Below are 20648 nucleotides of genomic sequence, written 5' to 3' on the forward strand. Positions count from 1 at the left end.
GGCCGCGGTGAGAACGTTCCTGCCGGCCTTTCGCAAGGGCATCGAAGAAGCGCAACGCGAGACACGATCCAGCCAGGCGGGTAGTCGCTGTCCTCGTTGCCGAAGTTAGGGGGGTCTGACTTGGTGGTCAACGCGGGTTCGAAGGCGCTGGTCTCGACGGAGAGACGGGCGACGCGCAGAGTGAGCAGGGTCGTCGGCATCCTGATCGCTGCTGTGCTCTGCGCAGGCACGGCCGTCGTGGCGCAGACCTCTGAGGCGGCTCAGGCTGCCGAGCCGTCGATGATCACGAACACGTGCTCGACCGGTGGAACGACGAACGCGGACTCGTACGGGTACTGCTGGTTCGATTTCACGGGCCTCAACACGGCAGGCAGCACGGGGACGATCACACAGCCGTTCACGCAGCTGATCGGCAACTCCGGCTTCAAGATGTCCTTCACCGTCACGATCTCGCAGCACTCGTCGAGCGGCCCGCTGCCGATCTGGAGCGCGCGTTCGACTCCCACCTGGGGGTCGGCCATGTTCGGCAACCCGAGCAAGAACACGGTGCCGGTCCCGGGCAGCCCGACGATCAGCAATCAGTCGACGTCGGATCCCGAGAAGGGCTTCCCCGGAGGGTCGGGCGACGCGGCGATCGGTATCAGCGGTATCAAGCTGCTCGACCCGGCCGGTCAGGAGATCACGTCGTACTCGCTCGCGCTCGCCGACGCCGAGACGTCGAACGCCGGTGAGACCTGGCAGTGGACGACCGACGGTGAGCCATGGAAGGTCCAGAGCCTCGTCGACCCCGACTCCGGTGCCGGCGCGTGTCGCGGACCGGCCGACACCACGAATCTCGCCGCACTCACCGGCGTGGGCACTCAGACTCTGACCTGCGTCGGTTCCAGCAACAGCTGGGGGGCACTGGTGGCGACCACGGGGTGGAGCCCGAAGCAGATCACCGCCGTCAACACGGAGACCAACACCGGTCGCCAGGCGCTTGCGATCGGAATCAGCACGGCATCCCTGACCTTCAAGAAGACGATCGCGAGCCGCGCGTCCGCCGGTGACCAGTTCGGGCTGAGGATCACCGACGGGTGGGGAACCCAGATCGGTCCTTCGCCGGTCACCTCGGGCACGGCGAAGAACGCATCGACCGGAACGCTCACGGTCCCGGTCAGTTCTGCCTGGTACGACCTGCGCGAGACCGCCGCAGGTTCGGCGTCGCTGTCCAACTACGCGCAGAGCTGGACGTGCACGAGCGCGACCGGAAAGGCGGTCGGACTGCGACCGGACGGGAGCGGCGGAATCAACCAGCCGGTGCAGCTGCCCGGTGTCGATCAGGTCGCGTGCACGCTCGTCAACACCGCCCTCTCGAGCAAGGTCACCTTGACGAAGCAGTGGAAGGACGCGCTGGTGGGATCGACCGCCACGCTGGGCATCGACGCCGCGGGGATCAAGAACCGAGTCGGCGCGACGTCGAGTGCAGGCACCGGACCGAATCCGGACACCGGCAATGTCGCGAGCGCAACCGTGGCGGCGGGGACCGTCGTGACCCTGTCCGAGACGACGGGCGGCACGCCGGCCGACTACGCGCAGAGTTTCTCCTGCGTGCAGGTCGGGACGTCCTGGACCTCCACGGGGCCGACGTTCACCATGCCCAGCACCGCGGGGCAGATCGACTGCACCGTGACGAACTCGACCAGCGCTCAGCAGGTCGTGGTGATCAAGAAGTGGGTCATCAAGAATGCCGCAGGCACGGTGCTCGGCACCCACAGCATCCCTGCGCAGAGCGGTGACAGCGGTGCGCTGCCCGACGGGTTCTCGACGGCGCTGACGCTGCCGGGTCAGACCGACCCGCACTTCGGACAGACCTACGGCGGCTACGTCAACGGGCAGAGCGTCTCCATCGGAGAGAAATCGGTCACCGTGCCGGAGGGCTGCGAGATCAGCTCGCAGTCGGTCACGGAGGTCAACGGCACCGCCGTGACCACAGCCAACACGGTGCCGTACACGGCAACGTTGTCTGCCTCCCCGACCACGAACACCTTCACGATCACCAACACCGTCACGTGCGAGGTCTCGACGTTGACGCTGGCCAAGCAGGTCGCGTTCGGCAGCCTGCCCGCGACGAGCTGGACGCTCAGCGGTGCGGGACCGGCTGACGCGCTTCCCGGCCCGACCGGTCCGACCGCGTCGACCGGTGCCACCGCGGTCACGGTGACGCCCGGCGTGCCGTATGCGCTGGCGGAGACCTCGACCACGGCGGGCTCCGAGAACTACGTGCCGACCTCCGACGGCTGGGTGTGTGCGACGGATACGGAATCCGTGCCCGTCTCAGACTCGTCCGTCGTCGTCGGCTACGGGCAGAACGTGACCTGCACGATCACGAACACGACGGCGAAGATCACCGTCCTCAAGCACATCGAGGGCGCGGGCGGTCTCACCGCGGGGCAATTCGCGCTGACACTCACCCCCGCAGCCGGACTCGGATCGGCTGTCACGTTCGACGGGGACGAGGTGGCGACCACCGCGAACAGCTTCGAGGTGAAGCCGGGCTCTCCGTACTCGCTCGTCGAGCAGTCCCTGTCGTCGAAGACGGCGTACCTCCCGCTCGGTCTGCAGCGATCCACCGACGGTGGCAGCACGTGGACCGCGGTGTCCGGCAGCCAGTTCACACCAACCGCCGGGGCGACAGTCCAGTACCGGTTCGTGAACCAGGCGGTCCCCGCTCTCATGCTGCCGTTGACCGGCGGGGTGGGTGTGGACGTGATCGCGTACTGGTCCATCGCCCTTCTGGTGGCGGGAGCCGCCGCACTGATCTGGCTGCTTCGGCGCCGAGCCCGCCGGGCATGAACTCCACAAGACCCCTCCGAACCCTTCCCAACCGCACCATAGAAAGAGATCCGATGAAGAAGATACGCAACATCCGGCTGATGGCCGGTCTCGGCGCCGCCGCTCTGGCGCTCCTGACGAGCGCCGTCGCCGCGGCACCCGCCAACGCGGACACGGCTGGTGGGAACGTCCCGTCCGGCCCGTACACGCTGACGATCACGAAGCTGGAGAACCCCGCTGCGGGCGGAACGCCGACCGACGGCACCCCGCAGTCCCTCACGGGCGCGACGCCGATCGACGGCGTCACCTTCAGCATCGCGCCCGTCGAGGATGTCGACCTGTCGACGTCGGCCGGCTGGCTGACGGCCGGCGAGCTGAAGGTCGACAACGCAGGCGTGGTCGTCGACAAGGCCGGCACGGTGTACACGACCGGGCCGGCAGAGGCGCTCGATCCCACCGACGGCGCCGGAGTGACGAGCTACTCGACCACGACTGCGAGCGTGTACCTGGTCACCGAGACCAGCGCGCCCGACGGCGTGCAGATCGGCGCGCCGTTCCTGGTGGAGCTGCCGATGGCGCAGTCCAGCACCAACGGCTGGCTGACCGACGTGTTCGTCTACCCGAAGAACACGAAGCTCGGCGCCCCGGTGAAGACCGCGGATGACTCGAAGGCCCACGCCGTCGGCGACACGATCGACTGGACCGTCACCGCCACGGTGCCGAACCAGGCCGCAGGCAACCCGCTGGTCGCGTACGCTCTCTCGGACGAGCTCGACTCGCGCCTGACCGCACCGGCCGCGTCTGCCGTGACGGTGTCGCTCGCCGACGCGGGCGGCAGCGCGATCGCACTGGATGCCGGCGACTACACGGTCGACGTGACCGGCCAGCGGATCGTGATCGACTTCACGGCGCCGGGTCTCGCGAAGCTGACGGCGAACCCGTCTTCGGTGGTCACCGTGGCGTTCTCGGCCGTCGTCAACGCGATGGGCGATGGCACGATCACGAACGTTGCGATGCTGACCAGCCAGTCCAAGAGCCAGGCCGACAGCAACACCCCGCCGACCGTGACCCCGTCGAACGAGACGAAGAACACGTTCGGTGACGTGACGCTGCACAAGCAGGACACCAACGGCGTCGCGCTGAAGGATGCCGAGTTCCAGGTCTTCACCTCGCAGGACGACGCGAAGAACCTCAGCAACCCGGTCTCGATCGCCGGTGCCACGACGTTCACATCGGTCGCCGACGGCACCGTGAAGATCAGCGGCCTCAAGGCCCAGAACGACGGCCAGGGTGCGAGCCTGACGTACTACGTCGTGGAGACCAAGGCTCCCGCAGGGTTCGGCATCGCCACGGCCTGGTCGCAGGCTCAGGGCGGAACCGCCGTGACCGTGAACCCCGGTGGCGTCGACGAGAACGGCGTCATCACCGTGACCGACCCGCAGGCGCCGGCGATCTCGCTGCCGCTGACCGGATCGACCGGCACCGCGATCTTCCTCGGCGGCGGACTCGCCGTCGCGGCGCTCGCTGTCGTCGTCGGCACGCTGATCGTCCGTCGCCGTCGCGACGCGGCGGTCCAGGCCGAGACGGTCTGATCCCGCAGTACGACAGGGTCGGCCACGGGCGAGGACGCTCCTCGTCCGTGGCCGACCCCTTCTCGTCGAATGGAGGCTCCCCGATGATCAGCACCCCGCTCCCCGCTCCCACCACGGGGACGCGCCGGGAGACCCGCCGCGCCGCGGGCCGCCGGCACCCGCGCAGATGGCGACTGTCCGCCCTGTCCGTGGTCGTGGCCGCCCTCTGCCTGAGCGGTGTCAGCGTCGCGCTCTACCCCGCGACGGCACAGTGGTTCAGCGCCTCGGAGCAGGCGGAGCAGATTCGCGACGGCGTCAACGATGTGCACGTGATCGGTCCGGCGAGTCGGGTCACGGCGCTCGAACAGGCCGAGGCCTACAACGCGCTCCTCGATGCCGGAGCCGCGGTGCAGGCGAACGAGCGTCTCCCCGTCGACGCCGGTGCGACGCTGCCCGGTGGCTTCGACTACGCCGACCTCCTCGCCGCGAACAAAGACGGTCTCATGGGGCGCATCGTCATTCCCGCCATCGGCGCAGACCTCCCCATCTACCACGGCACCAGCGACGCGACGCTCGCCGAAGGCGTCGGCCATCTCGAGGGCAGCTCGCTCCCGGTCGGTGGCACGGGCACCCACGCGGTGCTCGCCGGACACCGGGGCCTCGCCACCTCCGCGCTGTTCACCGACCTGGATCGGGTCCGCAACGGCGACACATTCAGTCTCTACGTGTTCGGCGAGACGCTCACCTACAAGATCAACAGCATCAGGGTCGTCGACCCCGATGACTCGAAGTCCCTGAATCCCGTCGCCGGCAAGGACCTCGTCACTCTGGTCACCTGCACCCCCATCGGGATCAACAGCCAGCGCATCCTCGTCACGGGGGAACGGGTGACGCCGACTCCACCGAGTGCGATCGCCGCCGGGATGGAAGGCGCCGCAGGACCGGGGTTCCCGTGGTGGGTCGTCGGCTTCGTCGCGACGCTCTCGGTGGCCGGCTGGTTCGTCTGGTGGTGCGGGCTGCCCCCCACGTCCGCCGGCGCCACGCGGGCCGCCGGCGCCACGCGGGCCGCCGACACCGGACGACGTCGACGTCGGCGAGCCCCTGAACCGAACACGGGGAGCGCGTGATGGGCAGGGCGGCGCGCGCCGCGGTGCGCTCGAAGCGGCAGCTCGGGCCGGTACGGCTCATCATCGTGACGGTGTTCTCGCTCGTCGCGGTGATCGCGGCCGGCTGGACGGTCCATGCCTCCCTCGCACAGCAGGATCAGCCCACGGACATGCGCGGCAACCCCGTCGTCTTCCCCGCGCCTTCGCCCGAGATGCTCGCGAGGATCGATGCCGTCCCGTCGGAAGGCGGGATGAGGCTGAACGTGCCTGCCGCAGCGCTGGACGTTCCCGTGGGAGCGATCAATCAGGTCGACGGCGTCATGGATCCGCCCGGCTTCGCCTCGGCGTACCTCGTGCGCAACTACGGTGCGAACCTCGCACACGCCACCGTGGGCACCGTGTTCGTCGTCATGCACTCCTGCCGGGGCGGCGCCGTCTGCCCCGGCAACTACCTCATCGACATCGCGGCCGGCACCGCGGCCGTCCCCCAGGGCGCGGACGTCTACCTCGGCGACCTTCACTACCGGGTGACCGGGTGGCAGAAGGTCGACAAGCCACAGGTCGGTGCTACGGCCGAGATCTGGGAGAACGTCCCCGGACGTCTCGTGCTGCTCACCTGCCTGCAGAACAGGACGCAGACGGCATCCACGCAGAACATGATCATCACTGCACAGCTCGTCGGAGGCGACGAGCCCGGGTCCGCGTAGACGGACACCTCGTCTTCCGTCCGTCGGCGCAGCGGATACGCGCGCGGAGACCGGGTCTACTGCATTCCGCGCGATCCGCTACGGCGGAAGTCGCGGGGGCTACTGCGCGGACGAATTCCGGACCGAACCGGCGCCTATCTTCGACTCAGGCCGCTCGTCGAGCTGGATCTCGTCCAGCTCGCGAGGCCCGAGCGCATGCTCTCCCCAGTGTGCGTCTGGCCGATCGATTTCCCAACGGTCGGCTCGTGGCTCCGCAGGTGCACCTGCGGAGCCACGCCTCCCTCACCGCGGACGTGCCCGCTCTTCGAGCGTCGAGGCGGATCCGGATGTTCGTGCTCGGACGGTGAGCGGGAACCGGGCCGTGCGCCGAGTCCGCAGGCGTTCGCGGGAGCGGCGGATCGGCGTGCAGGGGAACGTCGAGCAGGCTTTCACGGCTATTGCGACAGTCAGAGGGCGGGGCTACTTTGGAGGCACCTGTGGGACAGAGGACACTGACGGTGATAGGTCGAGAGAACCATCTGGCGCTCTGCATCGCCTTGCTCGAATCCGGTTCGAGCGTGGACATCGTCGGGAGCCGCGGGAGCGGACGATCCGCGATGCTCGACGAACTCCGTCAGCGGTTGGAACGGCGGGGCTGGACCATCGTGACCGTTCAGGGCGTCGCATCGTTGCGCACCCACCCGGTCCTTCCGCTGCGGCTCGCCGGAGCGACAGCTGGTACGGAGTCCGCGGTCCCGCTCATCGAGCGCACCGCCCGTGCTCTGCACGACATGCTGCCCGGGGCGAAGTCGGCGATACTCATCGACGACTGGGATGACCTGGATGAGACGACCTGGGGACTCATCGAGTCGACTCGACGCTCCGCCGGCGTTCCGATCGTTCTCTCACGTCTTGCGGGCCTGCAGGCGCGACACACGCCGACCGGCCTCAATGCGACGGCCGCCGAGCCGTCCTTCGTGGTCGACACCGGGCCGCTGACGTACTTCGAGCTCGAGGCGATCCTTCAGCAGCGCCTGGAGGCTCCGGTCAGCGCCGCGGCGGCGAGTCGCATCTACGAACGATCCGGTGGCATCATCGGACTCGCGCTCAGCATGGTCGAAGCCGCGGTGCACGAGCATCGCATCCATCGGGAGAACGGTGTCTGGGTCACGAACCGCGAGATGTGGAGCCCGACCCTGCGGGGAGTGATCGAGACTCATCTCGAGCCGCTGTCGGTGCAGGAGCGGGAAGCGCTCGAAGTGCTCGCGCTCGTCGGAGTCGTGGAGCTGCGCACAGCGAAGGACCTCATCGACACGGCTGTGATCGAGCAGCTCGAGGCGTTCGGAATGATCCAGCTGCAGACGGTGAACTCCCGGCAGCTGGTGACGGTCATGCCCCCGCTCATCGTCGACATGTTCCATCACTCGCCGCTGGCTGCGCGTCGGGAGCGCCTGACCGAGCGCATCGCCCAACGGCTGGGGATGAGCGAGCTCCTGCATCCGCTGGTTCCGGCCGCCACCTCGGCAGCGTCCACCTTCTCTGCATCGGAGGCGGTCGCGGTGCGGATGCTGAAGGAGCACAACCGCTCCAGACGATTCGTGGCCGAAGCCGAATGGCAGCGGGAGAAGAGCGCGTCCACCGCGCTGCCGCTGTTGGGCGCGATGCTCGCCGACCTCGCCTCGCGACGGGAGTTCGAGAAGGTCCTCGCGGAGACACCCACCGAACGCGATGACGAGTTCACCAAGGTCGAGTACGCCGTCGCGCTCGCCGCATGGCGGATCTACATGGACGACGACGTGGCGGGAGCGCTGGAAGACCTCCGTCAGGCGGAGGCCGACAATCCCCGATACGGACGCGGCGCCGCTGGCTGGGCCGCGATCATCTCGACCTACTTCTACGCCACTCCGCCGGAGTTCGCCGATCGGCTCGAAGTGCACGACGATCTTCCGGTGTCGGTGAAGACCCAGCTCTGGGGATCGCAGATGATCGTGCTCCTCGCGCTCGGGCGCTTCAGCGATGCGCGTCGTGCCTACGATTCGATCCGGAGGAGCGACAAGACCGCGATCGGCTCGCTGCCGAACATCCTGCACACGCTTCTCCTGCTCGGGGAGGGGGACCATGCGGCCGCCCTCGCCTGGGCTCGCAGCAGCTTCGACGAGGCTCAGGGGTCGTTCGACGCCGAAGCCGCGCGCGGATACGCGTACGGCGCAGCGCTGTGCCTGACGCTGCAGGGCGACTACGGGGCTGCGGAGCAGATCCTCACCACGGTGCTCAGCGTCGGCGAGCTGCCCCGGTTTCCGCTCGGGAGTCAGCTCGGCATCCTCACGCTGCGGACCATCGGGGCCCTCCGATCCGGAAGGCTGCAGACCGCGGAACGTTATGCACGCGCCGCTGACGAGCTCCCCGTGCCGGACGGCCCGTTCCCCGGACAGTCCCGAGCCTGGTCGGCCGCGCTGAACGAGCTCGCGGGCGGTAAGAGCCTGCAGGACTGCTCGGACGAGCTGTGGAGGGACTCCCTCACGCTCTGGGAGAGAGGCGCTCGGTTCGGCGGAGCCTTGGGCATGCTGTTCGCGCTCGAGATGCACATGACCTCGGAGAGACTGGCGACCGCGAACGCGTATGTGGGTGAGATCGACGGGAAGTTCTTCCCCGCGTTCCTGCAGTATCTGAACGCCCGACACCTCGACGACGCCGACGCTCTCGTCGCGATCGCTCCGGACCTGCGGACGACCGGTCAACCCGGTCTCGCCGTGCGGGCGCTCACGGAGGCGACGGACCTCTATCGCGCCCGCGGCGATGAAAGTGCGGCCGAACGCGCGCAACGGTCGCTCCAGCGTCTTCGCGACGCCTTGTCGGAGGTCGAGTACGACACCAACCGGTTCGCCATCAACCCGCAGCTGACGGCGCGCGAGCTCGAGATCGCGCAGTTCGTGTCTGCGGGGATGACGAACCAGCAGATCGCCACGCGACTGGTGCTCAGCGTGAGGACGGTCGAGAGCCACCTGCTCCGGATGTCACGCAAGCTCGGGGTCCGCACCCGGCACGACATCGCAGCACAGGTCGAGCAGCTCTCCGCCGAGTGACGAGGTGTGCCGGAGTTCCTCAGCTCCGCGACTCCGCGTGCCCCAGGGCGTCGACGCTCGTCGCGATGATCTCGTTCCGCCAGGGCGAGGCGTTGTCGCACCGACGTGCTTCGAGGGCGAGGATGCCGAGGGCGACGAGCGCTCCGGTGACGCGGATGCGGCGGGCCTCCGAAGGGGGAGCGTCGTCGAAGGCCTCGAAGAGCAGGTCTCCGAGGTCCTCGAGCGGGGCGGTGTCGTCGTCGCCCATCGGCACGATCGTGCTGAGGAGGAGGCTGACGAGTCCGGGGCGGGCCAGCGAGAGGTCGACGAGCAGCTCGATCGCCCGTCTGTCCCGTTCCGCGCCGATCGGGAGTTCGGCGACGCGGTCGCGGACGCGGGCGGTCTCCGTTCTGCAGGCGTCGACGACGGCCGCGTGGAGGGCGAGCTTGGTGGGGAAGTGGTGGAGCAATCCCGCCTTGGAGTACCCGGCGGCGTCGGCCACGGCCTGCACGCTGGTGCGCGCGAAGCCGTGTCGCGCGAACAGGGAAGCTGCGGCGTCGATGGGTCCTGACAGATCCGCGGTCATCGTCGTCATCCGTTCTTCCTAGTGTGCGATCGGTTCGGCGGCGGGGTCGATCTCGACGACACCGCGGCGGAACAGGAGCACCGAGACGGTCGCTGCGACCACGTAGAGCGCGAACGCGGCCCACAGCGCGGCCTGGTAGCTCTCCACCGTAGCCGAGGCGCTGAGTGTGGCGGATTGCGGCGCCGCTGCGACGAAGGCCGCAGCGGCTGCAGCGGCGAGCGAACTGACGAGCGCCGTTCCGGCCGCGCCGCCCACCTCCTGGCTGGCGTTGATCATCGCGGATGCCACGCCGACATCGCGGCGCTCGGCGCGGGCGGTCGCGGCCTCCTGAAGTCGACCGAACACGAGGCCGAGCCCGAGTCCGTACAGCGTCAGCCCCGGAAGCAGGTCGGGCACGAAGGCGCTGTCCAGCCCCGCGGTCGTCTGCCAGACGAGGCCGAGCGCCGCGATGACGCTGCCGGTCGTGATGACGGATCGGGGTCCGAACCGGGCCGCGACAGGCGACCCGGCAAGCGTCGAGGTCGCGATGATCCCGGCCACGACCGGGATGAAGCTCAACCCCGTCTGCAGTGGGGAGTATCCGAGACCTTCGGTCAGGTAGTACGTGCTGAACAGGAAGACGGCGAAGAGCCCGCCGTTGACGAGGAGGCCCACGAGGTTCGCTGCACCCCGATCGCGGTCGAGGATGACGCGGAGGGGGAGGAGCGGATGCGCGGCCCTCCGCTCGATGAGCACGAACACGGAGATCAGGATCACTCCGGCGAGCAGCGGGCCGAGCGTCGCGATGCTGCCCCATCCGTTGTGCTCGGCCATCGCCAGGCCGAAGACGAGCGCGACCATGCCGAGCACGGAGGTGGCGGCCCCCGGCAGGTCGAGCGGGGTGCGACCGATCACGGGCTGCGTGCGGATCAGCCACATCCCGGCGAGGGCCACCACCGCGATCGGCAGGTTCACCCACATGCACCAGCGCCACGAGAGGTACTCGGTCAGCAGTCCGCCGAGCAGGAGGCCGACGGCGCCACCGGCCGAAGACACGGCGCCGAAGACGGCGAAGGCACGAAGGCGGCTCTGGCGGTCTTCGAAGGTCGTGGAGACCAAGGACAGTGCGGCCGGCGCGAGCAGCGCACCGAACGCGCCTTGCAGCACGCGCGCCGAGAGCAGGGCGGGGAGTCCGTCGGCGAAGCCGCCGAGAGCGGATGCGAGGGCGAAGCCGACGAGTCCGATCACCAGCATCCGCCGGCGCCCGAAGTAGTCGCTCAGGCGGCCGCCGATCAGGAGCAGGCTGCCGAACGCCAGCGCGTAGCCGGTGACCAGCCAGTGGCGGCCCTCGTCGGCGAATCCGAGCTCGGTCTGTGCGGAGGGCAGTGCGATGTTCACGATGGTCACGTCGAGCACGACCATCAGCTGACTCAGGGTGAGGATGCCGAGCGCCCACCAGCGGCCTCGGGGGGACGGGGTGTCGGACGTCATCTCGGTCTCCTCACTCGTGCCGCGACGTGGGGCGGCCATGAGGGAGCCTATATCGAGGCCCGACCGATTTGGCTGTGAAACCGACCAGAATGGTCGGGAGCGTCGCTGCGCTCAGGCGGCGACGAGGCGGGAGGACAAGGCGCGGATGCGCAGGCAGAGGGCGTCGAAGGCGGCGTCGAAGGCGGCGGCGGTGCCGACGCGGGCGGGGTCGCGGATCGACCAGTGCAGGTCGTCTCCGTCGCGCAGCCGTTCGTGGGCGTCGTCGCAGACCGTGATCACCAGGTCGCCATCCGCGCGGACGTCGTCGATGTGCTGCGGCGGGTGGGCGGGGCGCATGGCGAGTCCGTGCCGGGCTGCCGCGGCGATGGCCTCGGGGTTCACCTCCTCGGCGGGACGGGTGCCGGCGGAGGCGACATCGACCGCGCTCGCATCGCGCCAGATCGTCTCGGCGAGCTGGGATCGCGCGGAGTTGGCCGTGCAGACGAAGAGGACGCGCCGCGGGGGGATCACGCTCGGAGGAGCGAGAGTATCGAAGACCTCGGGGCGCAGTCCGATATACGTGCGTCGCCGGTCGAACTCCGACCGGGTGCGGGCGACGATCTGGGCGGATTCCAGGACGCCGAGGTGATGCGCGATCAGATTCGAGCGCAGATCGAGGGTCGCGCCGATCTCGGAGGACGACAGATCGCCGAGCGTGAGCAGGTCGACGATGCGCAGGCGCGTCTGATCGGCGAGTGCGGCGAAGATCCCCGCGCGGCGTTCCAGATCGGTCATCGACTCCATCCCTACCACCTCGCAGCAACTATGTCCATGAGGATTGACTCAACGCCGATTGACCTTAAGGTGTCCCGTGCGGGCCGCAGACGCGGCCCCGGAGAGGAAGCAGCATCATGGGTATCGGAACCGGCATCGCGCTCATCGTCATCGGAGCGATCCTCGTCTTCGCGCTCAACATCGACACCGGAGGGTTCGTCGACCTCGATCTGATCGGCTACATCCTCATGGGCGCCGGCGTCCTGGTCTTCCTGATCAGTCTCGTCCTGGTGATGCGCAGCCGTCGCACCGAGTCTGTCGCGCGCACCGCGGTCGACCCCGCCACGGGTGAGCGCGTGACGCGCCGGAGCATCCGCAACAGCGATCCTCTCGCCTGAGCCCCGCGTGTCCGACGTCGCCCGTCGCCACGCGGCGCTCCTCGTGGGCATCGCCGCCACCGTCGCGTTCGTCGCGCTGCGCGGCATCGTCGCGGTCGGCGGGCACGAGCCGCTCGGGATCGACGTGTGGTGGAACGACCTCATGCGGGCGACGACCGGCGACGTCGGGATCATCGTCGCCTGGGTGCCCGCCGTCGTCGGCGGCACGATCGGCATGATCGTCGTGGGGGTCCTGTTGATCGCGTGCCTGCTGTGGCGTGGCCGGAGAGCGGATGCCGCGACGCTGGCGATCGCGATGGTGGTCGTCGTCGCCGTCGGCGCGACCATGGCCGCCGTCATCGGTCGTACGCGCCCTGCGGATTCACTCGCCGAGAGCGTGGCGACCTCCTTCCCCTCCGGTCATACGGCTGTCGCCACGACGGTGGCCATCGTCCTCGGCATCGTGCTCCGCCGCTGGTATATCTGGGCGGCGGGTGCGGTGTGGGTCGTCACGATGATGTGGAGCCGCACCTCCCTCCACGCGCACTGGCTGAGCGACGTCGTCGCCGGTCTGCTGGAGGGGATCGCCGTCGCGACTGTGGTCTGGGTCTGCGTCGAGGCCGTCCGCGACCGCCGTGCGATCCGCGCGGTCGGCACCCCGTCCCCCGCACACTCGAACGAAAGCGTGAGCTCCTCATGAACATCTCCTCGTCCGCTTCCTCCACCGCCGCGGCGGCCCAGGATTCCCGGGCCTTCCGCACCCTCGCGCGGATCGGCTACGTCGTCCTCGGCATCCTGCACATCCTGATCGGCGTCATCGCCATCTCGATCGCGATCGGCGGGGGCGGCGGCGACGCCGACCAGGGCGGGGCGCTGGCGCAGATCCAGCAGGCGCCCGCGGGAGTCCTCCTGCTGTGGGTCATCGTGCTCGGACTGTTCGCGCTCGCGATCTGGCAGATCGCCGAAGCCGTGGTCGAGCGCGACCCGGACTCCACGAAGAAATGGGGTCACCGGGCGAAGTTCCTCGGCACGGCCGCCGCCTACCTCGCGATCGGCGCGACCGCTCTCGTCTACGCCCTCGGCGGTCAGTCGCAGTCGTCCGAGTCGTCGCAGTCGTTCAGTGCGCGTCTGCTGGCGGTGCCTGCCGGCGTCGTGCTGCTGGTGGTCGTCGGCCTCGGCGTGGTCGCCGTCGGCGTCGCGTTCATCGTGCGGGGGATCACCCGCGCCTTCGCGAAGAGTCTCGCGCTGCCGGCCGGGGCCGCGCGTTCCGGGATCGTCGCCTTCGGCATCGCCGGCTACATCGCGAAGGGGATCGCGGTCGCGGTGGCCGGCGTGCTCTTCGTCATCGCCGCCGTCACGCACGACCCGGAGAAGGCCGGCGGACTGGATGCGGCGCTGCGCAGTCTGGCCGGGCTGCCCTTCGGCGTCATCATCCTGTGGGCGGTCGGAGCCGGCCTCGCCCTCTATGGGGTGTTCTGCTTCGCGCGTGCGCGCTACGCACGGATGTGAGCGTCGGGGTTCTCGGCGCGCCGGCGTACGCCGCATGACGAAGGCCCCGGCTCCCCGGAGGACGGGGGAGTCGGGGCCTTCGTCATGCGGTTACTGCTGACGCATACGTCGTCGGGTGAGCAGCAGCCCGCCGAGCGCCAGGGCTGACAGCGCGATCCAGACGGCCGGCACGAGGAGCTCGCCACCCGTCTGCGCCAGATCGTCGGCGTTCGCGCCCTGCGTGGCGGTCACGGTGAGCGCGACGCGCAGCGGCGTGCCGTCCGGGGTGACCACGACGAGCGTGTGCGCGCCGGCCGAGACGGATGCCGGGATCCGGACGGTGGTGGAGAACTCGCCCGCCGCCGAGGCCGTCGCGGTGCCGAGGACCACGGGGGTGGAGTGCAGCTCCAGTCGTAGCTCGGCGCCTGCGGCGAAACCGGTGCCGCTGACGTCCAGAGTTCCGCCCGCGACGACCGTGGTCGCTCCGAGCGTCACGGTCGGCTCCGGCACCACGGGCTCTTCGCCGGCGACGGTCACGGCGGCACTGGTCGCCGACGCCGGCGCGTAGCCGTCGAGGGCGCCGTCGACCCGCACGGAGAGCGCGTGGCCGGCGAGTGTCGACGGGATCGACAGTGTGGCGGACGTCGCGCCGTCGATGGGCTGCCCGTCGGAGAGCCACTGGAAGGTGAACGCGGTTCCGGTCGTCCACTCGCCGGGTGCGGCGACGACCGTCTCCCCGACCTTCGCCGTGCCGGTGATCGACGGGCTACCGACCACGAGCTCACCCGGTTCCTGGGCGGCCTGGCAGGCCTCGCCGCAGACGACGAAATCGGCCTGCAGACCCTTGTGGTCGCTGGTCCACAGCGTCAGCGGGGTGAAGATCTCCTCGTCGGAGACCGGAGGAGCCTTGGTGCCGCGCACGACGTCGCCCACCGGTCCGACGATCCGCGTGCCGGTCAGGCTCAGCCGGTCGTCCGGGGCGAAGAAGACGTAGTCGATCCGGTCCCGCTCGTCCGCCTCCGGCGCCCAGGCAAGCTGCGAGACGTCGACGTTCGGCGTGGCCGCCGGCCAGGTGAAGCCGGGGTGGGTCACGGGATCGGGGTACATCGCCCGGTACGCGTCGACGAGTCCGCCGTCGCGCAGGATGCTCGTCGTCTGCCAGGGGGCGACGACGCCGTTGTGGTCGTAGAGGTGCGCGGTGCTCTCGGTCCAGTCCAGCACGGACGGCTCGTTCATGTCGGCGCCCATCATCGTGAGTCGTCCCGCCGCGCGCTCCTCGGCCATGTCGGCGATCAGCGCCGCCGCTGCCGCCGGTCGGCTGGAGGCTTCATTCGCCGCGAGGATCTGCGGCACATCGGCCACCGGGGCGTTCAGCTTGTCCCATCCGCGCCACTCGGCCGGGAAGCCCGGGGCGAGCACGTCACCCGCGTAGCCGCGCGGGAGGTAGGTGGCGTAGTAGCGGTACTCCAGGTGGCCGCCGTACGCGGCGATCTGCGTGTCGCCCACCTGCACGATGGCCTTCATCCAGCCGCCCTGCGTGCCGGGCACCGTGACGACTCCCGCATCCACGATCGGATACCGCGAGATGACGCCCGCACTGCCACCGGTGGAGTGGTGGTCGAAGCCGAGATCCTTCGCCACGGCGGACGCCGCACGCTGCGCCTCCTCGACGAAGATCAGGTCGGCGCCGATCTCCTCGAGCATCGCCGCGTCGGTCGTCTTGCCCCAGACGTTCAGCTGCACGACCGAGAGGTCGATCGGCTTCGTCGGGTCGACATCCGGTCCCTCGTAGGGGTCCTCGCCCGCCGGCTCGCCGTCGATGGTGAACGCGGCCGGCGCGCTGACACGCGTGTAGCCGTCGTTGTAGAGGTACTCGACCCGGTAGCTCCCCGCGGGAAGCGGGTTGCCCGCCCGGTCGTTCGTGGGGAGCTGCACCGACCCGCTCGCGCCGGGGGCGTAGGCCCAGGCCATGCCGCAGGCGTCGCAGGGTTCGGGCTTGGACTCCGGGTAGATCGCGACCCAGTTCTTGGCGCTGGGGCGATCCGTGGCGAAGTCGACGGCGATCGTGTCACCGACGGAGACCTCAGTGTCGGCGAGGGTGATCTCGGATGCCGCGGCGGCCGCGGGGGAGGCGAGTATCAGGGGTGCGGCGATGAGCGCTCCCGTGGCGATGAGCGCCGTGAGCAGGGGGATGCGCCGGCGCCGGTGCATCCCGAGAGCGGGGGACGAAGACATGTCTGCGGTGTTCCTTCCAGAGACGAGGTCGGCGCCCCGTCCGGGGGCCGGCGGAAGGCGCGAATGTCCTTCCTCGACGCGACAGAACAGCCGGAAGGTGACCGCAGGGTGAACGTGGTCGGTCCGAACGGCGGCGTCGAGCCGAACCGGGCAGAATACCGGGGCCCACGACGCACACCTGTCCAGGATGCGTGTTTTCGCGCAGCTCAGCCGGCCTGGCGCGTGAGCGACATCCCCTGCAGCGAGGCCTGCACCTGGAACGACATGACGTCGGGCAGGTAGCGGTCGTCGCCCGTCTCGATCGCGCGGCCGTCCGAGGCGTAGCTGACGCGCTTCACGCGCAGCAGCGGACTCGACCGCCGCACGTCGAGCAGGCGGGCGTCGTCGCTGGGCGCGGCGATGGCATCGATCGAGTGCTCGCCGTGCACCATCCGCACGCCGCGGGCCTCCAGAGCGCCGACGACCGACGGCTCCTCGGGGGACAGGTCTTCGACTAGGGGTGCGATCCACGAGGGATAGGCGGTGCGTTCCAGCATCATCACGCGCCCGTTGAGCAGACGCAGGCGGACGACCTCGAGCACCTCGCCGATGCCTCGACCGCCACGCAACAGCCGCACCTCGGCCGCAGTCGCCGCCCGGCGCTGCTGCGCGACGACGCGCCCGCCCGGCTCCAGGCCGCGGCTCCACGCCCACTGCGCGAACGAGCGCATCTCCGAGAAGCGCTGACTCTGCACGGCCGTCCGCACCAGCCAGCCCGAACCGCGTCGGGGTGCGATCGCGCCCTGCCGCGCCATGAGGACCAGGGCATTGCGGACCGTGCCGCGCGACACCTCGAAGGCGATCGCGAGCTGCGCCTCCGGCGGCAGCATCCCGGTGGCGTCGAACGCGCCATCGGCGATCTGGATCGTGAGGTCGCGGGCGATCTCCCGGTAGCGGTGCACGGCGGCGGTTCCCTTCTGCGGCGGCTCCTCAGGGTGGAGGTGCGGTCGGTCCGCCGCCAGCGTATCCGCGGCTCGGTGCCGGGAATCGTCCGCTGCCCGGCATCCTGCACATCTGCGCACACCTGTCCGCGGGGTTTCCCCGACCGGCCCTCCGGCGTTCACCCGCCGTTCGCTCGCGGGCCGGGTGCCGTCCGTCTCGCCCCGGCGTGATGGAGGCGGCGGTCCGTTCGAGATCGACGTGACCGGAGGACACCATGACGCATGCCCGCTCGCTCCCCTGGGGAGTTCTCAGCGACATGGACGGCACCCTGCTCGACACCGAGAGCACCTGGTTGCGGGTGGTGGAACGGTTCGTCTTCGATCATGACGGAACGGATGCCGCAGGCGTCGCCGCGGCTTCCGAGGGGCTCGACCTCGACCGGGCGGCGGTGCTGCTTCGCGAGCGGCTCGACCTCGTCGCCGCCCCGGCAGACATCGCCGCCGACCTCGACCGTCGGGCGCTCGCCGCCTACGCCGATGCGGTCACCTGGCGACCGGGTGCACCGGAACTGCTGCGTGCTCTCGTCGACGCCGATGTGCCGCTCGCCCTCGTCACGTCATCGCCGCGGCACTGGGTCGACGGATTCGCTCAGCGCGTCGACTTCTCGGCCTTCCGCGCCGTGGTCACCGCCGACGACACAGCCCGCACGAAACCTGCGCCCGATCCGTACCTCGACGGAGCGGCGGCGCTCGGGCTCCCCGCTGCACGCTGCGTCGCCATCGAGGATTCCCTCGTCGGGGCCTGGGCGGCCGTCTCGGCCGGGTGCGTGACCGTGGTCGTGGGCGACCCCGCACGGAGTCTGCCGCCCGGCGTCCATCGGGTCGCGTCGCTCACCCAGGTCGACGTGCCGATGCTGCGCCGGATGACATCCTGGTAGACCAGAGCCGTCGCCTCGCCTCATCGGGGAGGTCGGCAGTTCGCGTATCCGGAGGATTCACATGCACAGCAGGACGAAGGCGCCCGTCCCGACCCCGGTCGTCACCGCGCTCGTGGAGCAGCATCTCGGCGCCTCGGTCGCCGGTGTCGACGAGCTGGCGGACGGCATGTACAACGCGGCGTATCGCGTCGCGCTCACGGATGGCGCGCAGGTCGTGGTGAAGGTGGCGCCCCCGGACGATCTCCCGCGCCTCGGCTACGAAGACGGCCTGATGCGTTCCGAAGTGTCGTACTACGCCCACGCGGCAGGGCGAGCACCCGTTCCGGAAGTGCTCGCCGAAGACTTCACCCGCCGTCTGATCGATCGCGATGTGATCCTGCTGTCGTTCCTCGACGGTGCACCGCTCCAGCGCATCGGGCGCGACCTGACGGCCCTGGGGCGCGCGACGGTACGAGCCGAACTGGGTACCGCCGTCGCGCGGTTGCACGAGGTGCGGGGCGAGTCCTTCGGCTACGACCGCCCGGACGGCGACTCCCTGCAGGGCGACACCTGGAGTGAAGCCTTCGGCCGCATCTGGGACGCGGCCGTGGCGGACCTCATGCGGTACCGGGTGCGCATCGGCCCGTCCGAGGAGCTGCTCCGCTCGACCGTTCGGCGCCACCGCGCCCTGCTCGACGAGATCTCCGAGCCGGCGCTGGTGCACTTCGATCTCTGGGACGGCAACGTGTTCGCGGATCACGACGGCGACTCCGCCCGCCTGACGGGGCTGATCGACGGCGAGCGGATGTTCTGGGGGGATCCCCTGGCCGAGCTGGTATCGACGTCGCTGTTCCGCGAACCGGCAGAGGACGTCGCGTTCAACGTCGCCTACGCGCGCGCCGGAGGAGGGGAATGGACCTTCGACGAAGACCAGCGCACCCGCTTGGCGCTGTACGACGCCTACCTGTGCATGCTCATGCTCGCGGAAGCCGTTCCGCGCGGCTATCGGGGCATGAACGCGGTGATGTCTCAGCGGTTCAGCCGCCGCCGTCTCCGCACCACGCTGCGGCGGTTGCACAGCTAGCGGGGCGCGGAGTCGCGCTGGTCGTCGCGCGGAGGCGTCGAGCCGGCGCGGGCCCCCTGGGGCGGGGGTCGGTCTCTGGGGTACGTTCGGATTCAGGCTGTCCTGAGGGCGATCCGCTGACGTATCCGCCCCGACGATCCGGAGGAGCGACACGTGACCGCGAACACCAGCAAGGCCCGCCAGTCGACCAACCTCGACCCCACTCTGAGCATCAACCCGGTCTTCGTCCGTCCGGGAGAGGCCACCGAGTTCGACAGGTTCACGCTGCCGGCGGGGCCGAGTCTGCCGGAGACGGCGTATCAGATCGTGCACGACGAGTCGATCCTCGACGGCAACTCGCGGCTCAACCTCGCGACGTTCGTCGGCACCTGGATGGATGACGAGGCGAAGAGGCTGTATCTCGAAGCCGCCGACAAGAACATGATCGACAAGGACGAGTACCCCGCCACGGCGGCGATCGAGGACCGGTGCTGGCGCATCCTCGCCGATCTGTGGAACGTGCCGGACAAGGACGACACGATCGGCACCTCGACGATCGGGTCGTCGGAGGCATGCATGCTCGGCGGCCTCGCGCTCAAGCGGCTGTGGCAGGAGCGGCGCAGGGCGGAGGGCAAGTCGACCGAGAAGCCGAACCTGATCATGTCGGCGGCCGTGCAGGTGGTGTGGGAGAAGTTCTGCAATTACTGGGATGTGGAGCCGCGCTACGTTCCGGTCACGCGTGAGCACATCACCCTCGACGGCTACCACCTGGAGGACTACGTCGACGAGAACACGATCGGTGTGGTCTCCATCCTCGGGCAGACCTTCACCGGTCTCTATGACGACACCATCGCGATCGCGAAGAAGCTCGACGAGATCCAGGCGAAGACCGGACTCGACGTGAAGATCCACATCGACGGCGCATCCGGTGCCATGGTGGCGCCGTTCTGCCAGCCCGATCTGGTGTGGGACTTCCAGCTCGACCGGGTCAACTCGATCTCGACATCCGGCCACAAGTACGGTCTGGTCTACCCGGGGGTGGGCTGGGTGGTGTGGCGCAACACCGCGGTGCTGCCCGAGAGCATGATCTTCCACGTCAGCTACCTCGGGGGCGACATGCCGACCCTCGCGTTGAACTTCTCGCGCCCTGGCGCCCAGGTGCTGCTGCAGTACTACCAGTTCCTGCGCCTCGGGTTCGAGGGCTATCGGGCGGTGCAGCAGAACTCGATCGACGTCGCCACCTACCTCTCGAGCGAGATCGCGAAGATCGGTCCGTTCGAGCTGATCAGCACGGGCGACACGATCCCGGTGTTCGCCTGGGTGCTCAAGCAGGGCCACACCGACATCTGGACCCTCTACGACCTCGCCGACCGTCTGCGCATGAAGGGGTGGCTCGTGCCCGCGTATCCCATGGCGGATGACATGGCCGATGTCGTGCTGCAGCGCATCGTGGTCAAGGTCGGGCTCAGCCGCGACCTCGCCACGGCGCTGCTGGCCGACATCCGTGGCGAGGTGGCGTTCCTCGAATCGCTGACCACGCCGTTGCCCGACAGCGCCAACGGGTCGCACTTCCACCACTGAACTTCCACCACTGATCAGC

Annotated in this window: 16 protein-coding genes; 11 read left to right on the forward strand and 5 right to left on the reverse strand. The window is 69.4% G+C overall.

Annotation, left to right across the window (positions count from 1 at the left end):
- The first annotated feature begins 180 nt into the window (after positions 1 to 180).
- From ACIOVG_RS17910 to ACIOVG_RS17930, 5 genes are all read left to right on the forward strand, one after another.
- Positions 181 to 2835 (forward strand): hypothetical protein, encoded by a 2655-nt coding sequence (locus tag ACIOVG_RS17910; protein WP_400876540.1) that lies wholly within the window; start codon positions 181 to 183, stop codon positions 2833 to 2835.
- A gap of 53 nt (positions 2836 to 2888) precedes the next feature.
- Positions 2889 to 4406, forward strand: coding sequence for a SpaH/EbpB family LPXTG-anchored major pilin (locus ACIOVG_RS17915; RefSeq protein WP_400876543.1), 1518 nt, complete (start codon positions 2889 to 2891; stop codon positions 4404 to 4406).
- An 83-nt stretch (positions 4407 to 4489) separates the two neighbouring features.
- A complete protein-coding gene (locus ACIOVG_RS17920; RefSeq protein WP_400876545.1) occupies positions 4490 to 5512 on the forward strand; it encodes a class C sortase in 1023 nt (340 codons plus the stop codon).
- Positions 5512 to 6198: a class F sortase gene (locus tag ACIOVG_RS17925; RefSeq protein WP_400876547.1), complete on the forward strand. Its 687-nt coding sequence runs from the start codon at positions 5512 to 5514 to the stop codon at positions 6196 to 6198. The genes ACIOVG_RS17920 and ACIOVG_RS17925 overlap by 1 nt, the downstream gene beginning before the upstream one ends.
- 596 nt (positions 6199 to 6794) lie before the next feature.
- Positions 6795 to 9260 carry a LuxR C-terminal-related transcriptional regulator gene (locus ACIOVG_RS17930; protein ID WP_400876550.1) on the forward strand — a complete coding sequence of 822 codons (2466 nt, stop codon included), beginning with the start codon at positions 6795 to 6797 and terminating at the stop codon, positions 9258 to 9260.
- 19 nt (positions 9261 to 9279) lie between these two features.
- Here ACIOVG_RS17930 and ACIOVG_RS17935 read toward each other — a convergent pair whose 3' ends face one another.
- The 3 genes from ACIOVG_RS17935 to ACIOVG_RS17945 all read right to left on the reverse strand — a co-directional run bounded on the left by ACIOVG_RS17935 (position 9280) and on the right by ACIOVG_RS17945 (position 12069).
- Complete coding sequence (locus ACIOVG_RS17935) at positions 9280 to 9834, reverse strand: TetR/AcrR family transcriptional regulator (protein WP_400876552.1); 555 nt, start codon at positions 9832 to 9834, stop codon at positions 9280 to 9282.
- A 9-nt stretch (positions 9835 to 9843) separates the two neighbouring features.
- A complete protein-coding gene (locus ACIOVG_RS17940) occupies positions 9844 to 11295 on the reverse strand; it encodes an MFS transporter (protein WP_400876555.1) in 1452 nt (483 codons plus the stop codon).
- A gap of 111 nt (positions 11296 to 11406) precedes the next feature.
- On the reverse strand, positions 11407 to 12069 hold the full coding sequence (locus ACIOVG_RS17945) for an ArsR family transcriptional regulator (RefSeq protein ID WP_400876558.1): 663 nt from the start codon (positions 12067 to 12069) through the stop codon (positions 11407 to 11409).
- Positions 12070 to 12185: 116 nt separating this feature from the next.
- On the opposite strand from ACIOVG_RS17945, the gene ACIOVG_RS17950 reads away from it, so the two are divergent.
- From ACIOVG_RS17950 to ACIOVG_RS17960, 3 genes are read left to right on the forward strand one after another with little or no spacing between them, the layout of a single operon-like run.
- Complete coding sequence (locus tag ACIOVG_RS17950; protein WP_247631252.1) at positions 12186 to 12446, forward strand: DUF6458 family protein; 261 nt, start codon at positions 12186 to 12188, stop codon at positions 12444 to 12446.
- A gap of 7 nt (positions 12447 to 12453) precedes the next feature.
- Positions 12454 to 13125 (forward strand): phosphatase PAP2 family protein, encoded by a 672-nt coding sequence (locus ACIOVG_RS17955; protein WP_400876562.1) that lies wholly within the window; start codon positions 12454 to 12456, stop codon positions 13123 to 13125.
- Positions 13122 to 13934: a DUF1206 domain-containing protein gene (locus tag ACIOVG_RS17960; RefSeq protein WP_400876563.1), complete on the forward strand. Its 813-nt coding sequence runs from the start codon at positions 13122 to 13124 to the stop codon at positions 13932 to 13934. The genes ACIOVG_RS17955 and ACIOVG_RS17960 overlap by 4 nt, the downstream gene beginning before the upstream one ends.
- A gap of 90 nt (positions 13935 to 14024) precedes the next feature.
- On the opposite strand, the gene ACIOVG_RS17965 is transcribed toward ACIOVG_RS17960, so the two are convergent.
- Complete coding sequence (locus ACIOVG_RS17965; protein WP_400876565.1) at positions 14025 to 16148, reverse strand: endonuclease/exonuclease/phosphatase family protein; 2124 nt, start codon at positions 16146 to 16148, stop codon at positions 14025 to 14027.
- 206 nt (positions 16149 to 16354) lie between these two features.
- The gene (locus ACIOVG_RS17970; protein ID WP_400876568.1) at positions 16355 to 17089 is read right to left on the reverse strand and encodes a GntR family transcriptional regulator; all 735 of its coding nucleotides are present in this window, start codon (positions 17087 to 17089) and stop codon (positions 16355 to 16357) included.
- Between the two features lie 254 nt (positions 17090 to 17343).
- Here ACIOVG_RS17970 and ACIOVG_RS17975 point away from each other — a divergent pair, with 254 nt between their 5' ends.
- The 3 genes from ACIOVG_RS17975 (at position 17344) to ACIOVG_RS17985 (ending at position 20629) form a co-directional block, all read left to right on the forward strand.
- Complete coding sequence (locus ACIOVG_RS17975; protein WP_400876571.1) at positions 17344 to 18006, forward strand: HAD family hydrolase; 663 nt, start codon at positions 17344 to 17346, stop codon at positions 18004 to 18006.
- Positions 18007 to 18067: 61 nt separating this feature from the next.
- On the forward strand, positions 18068 to 19069 hold the full coding sequence (locus tag ACIOVG_RS17980) for a phosphotransferase family protein (protein ID WP_400876574.1): 1002 nt from the start codon (positions 18068 to 18070) through the stop codon (positions 19067 to 19069).
- A gap of 153 nt (positions 19070 to 19222) precedes the next feature.
- Complete coding sequence (locus ACIOVG_RS17985; protein ID WP_400876576.1) at positions 19223 to 20629, forward strand: glutamate decarboxylase; 1407 nt, start codon at positions 19223 to 19225, stop codon at positions 20627 to 20629.
- Positions 20630 to 20648: the final 19 nt, after the last annotated feature.

Origin of the sequence: Microbacterium sp. NPDC087591 (genome assembly GCF_044743625.1) — a bacterium.
GTDB lineage: Bacteria > Actinomycetota > Actinomycetes > Actinomycetales > Microbacteriaceae > Microbacterium.

Coding starts and splice junctions, on each gene's coding strand:
- ACIOVG_RS17915 (WP_400876543.1), top strand. CDS start 2,889: ATGAAGAAGATACGCAACATCCGGCTGATGGCCGGTCTCGGCGCCGCC.
- ACIOVG_RS17920 (WP_400876545.1), top strand. CDS start 4,490: ATGATCAGCACCCCGCTCCCCGCTCCCACCACGGGGACGCGCCGGGAG.
- ACIOVG_RS17925 (WP_400876547.1), top strand. CDS start 5,512: ATGGGCAGGGCGGCGCGCGCCGCGGTGCGCTCGAAGCGGCAGCTCGGG.
- ACIOVG_RS17930 (WP_400876550.1), top strand. CDS start 6,795: ATGCTCGACGAACTCCGTCAGCGGTTGGAACGGCGGGGCTGGACCATC.
- ACIOVG_RS17935 (WP_400876552.1), bottom strand. CDS start 9,834: ATGACGACGATGACCGCGGATCTGTCAGGACCCATCGACGCCGCAGCT.
- ACIOVG_RS17940 (WP_400876555.1), bottom strand. CDS start 11,295: ATGACGTCCGACACCCCGTCCCCCCGAGGCCGCTGGTGGGCGCTCGGC.
- ACIOVG_RS17945 (WP_400876558.1), bottom strand. CDS start 12,069: ATGACCGATCTGGAACGCCGCGCGGGGATCTTCGCCGCACTCGCCGAT.
- ACIOVG_RS17950 (WP_247631252.1), top strand. CDS start 12,186: ATGGGTATCGGAACCGGCATCGCGCTCATCGTCATCGGAGCGATCCTC.
- ACIOVG_RS17960 (WP_400876563.1), top strand. CDS start 13,122: ATGAACATCTCCTCGTCCGCTTCCTCCACCGCCGCGGCGGCCCAGGAT.
- ACIOVG_RS17965 (WP_400876565.1), bottom strand. CDS start 16,148: ATGTCTTCGTCCCCCGCTCTCGGGATGCACCGGCGCCGGCGCATCCCC.
- ACIOVG_RS17975 (WP_400876571.1), top strand. CDS start 17,344: ATGACGCATGCCCGCTCGCTCCCCTGGGGAGTTCTCAGCGACATGGAC.
- ACIOVG_RS17980 (WP_400876574.1), top strand. CDS start 18,068: ATGCACAGCAGGACGAAGGCGCCCGTCCCGACCCCGGTCGTCACCGCG.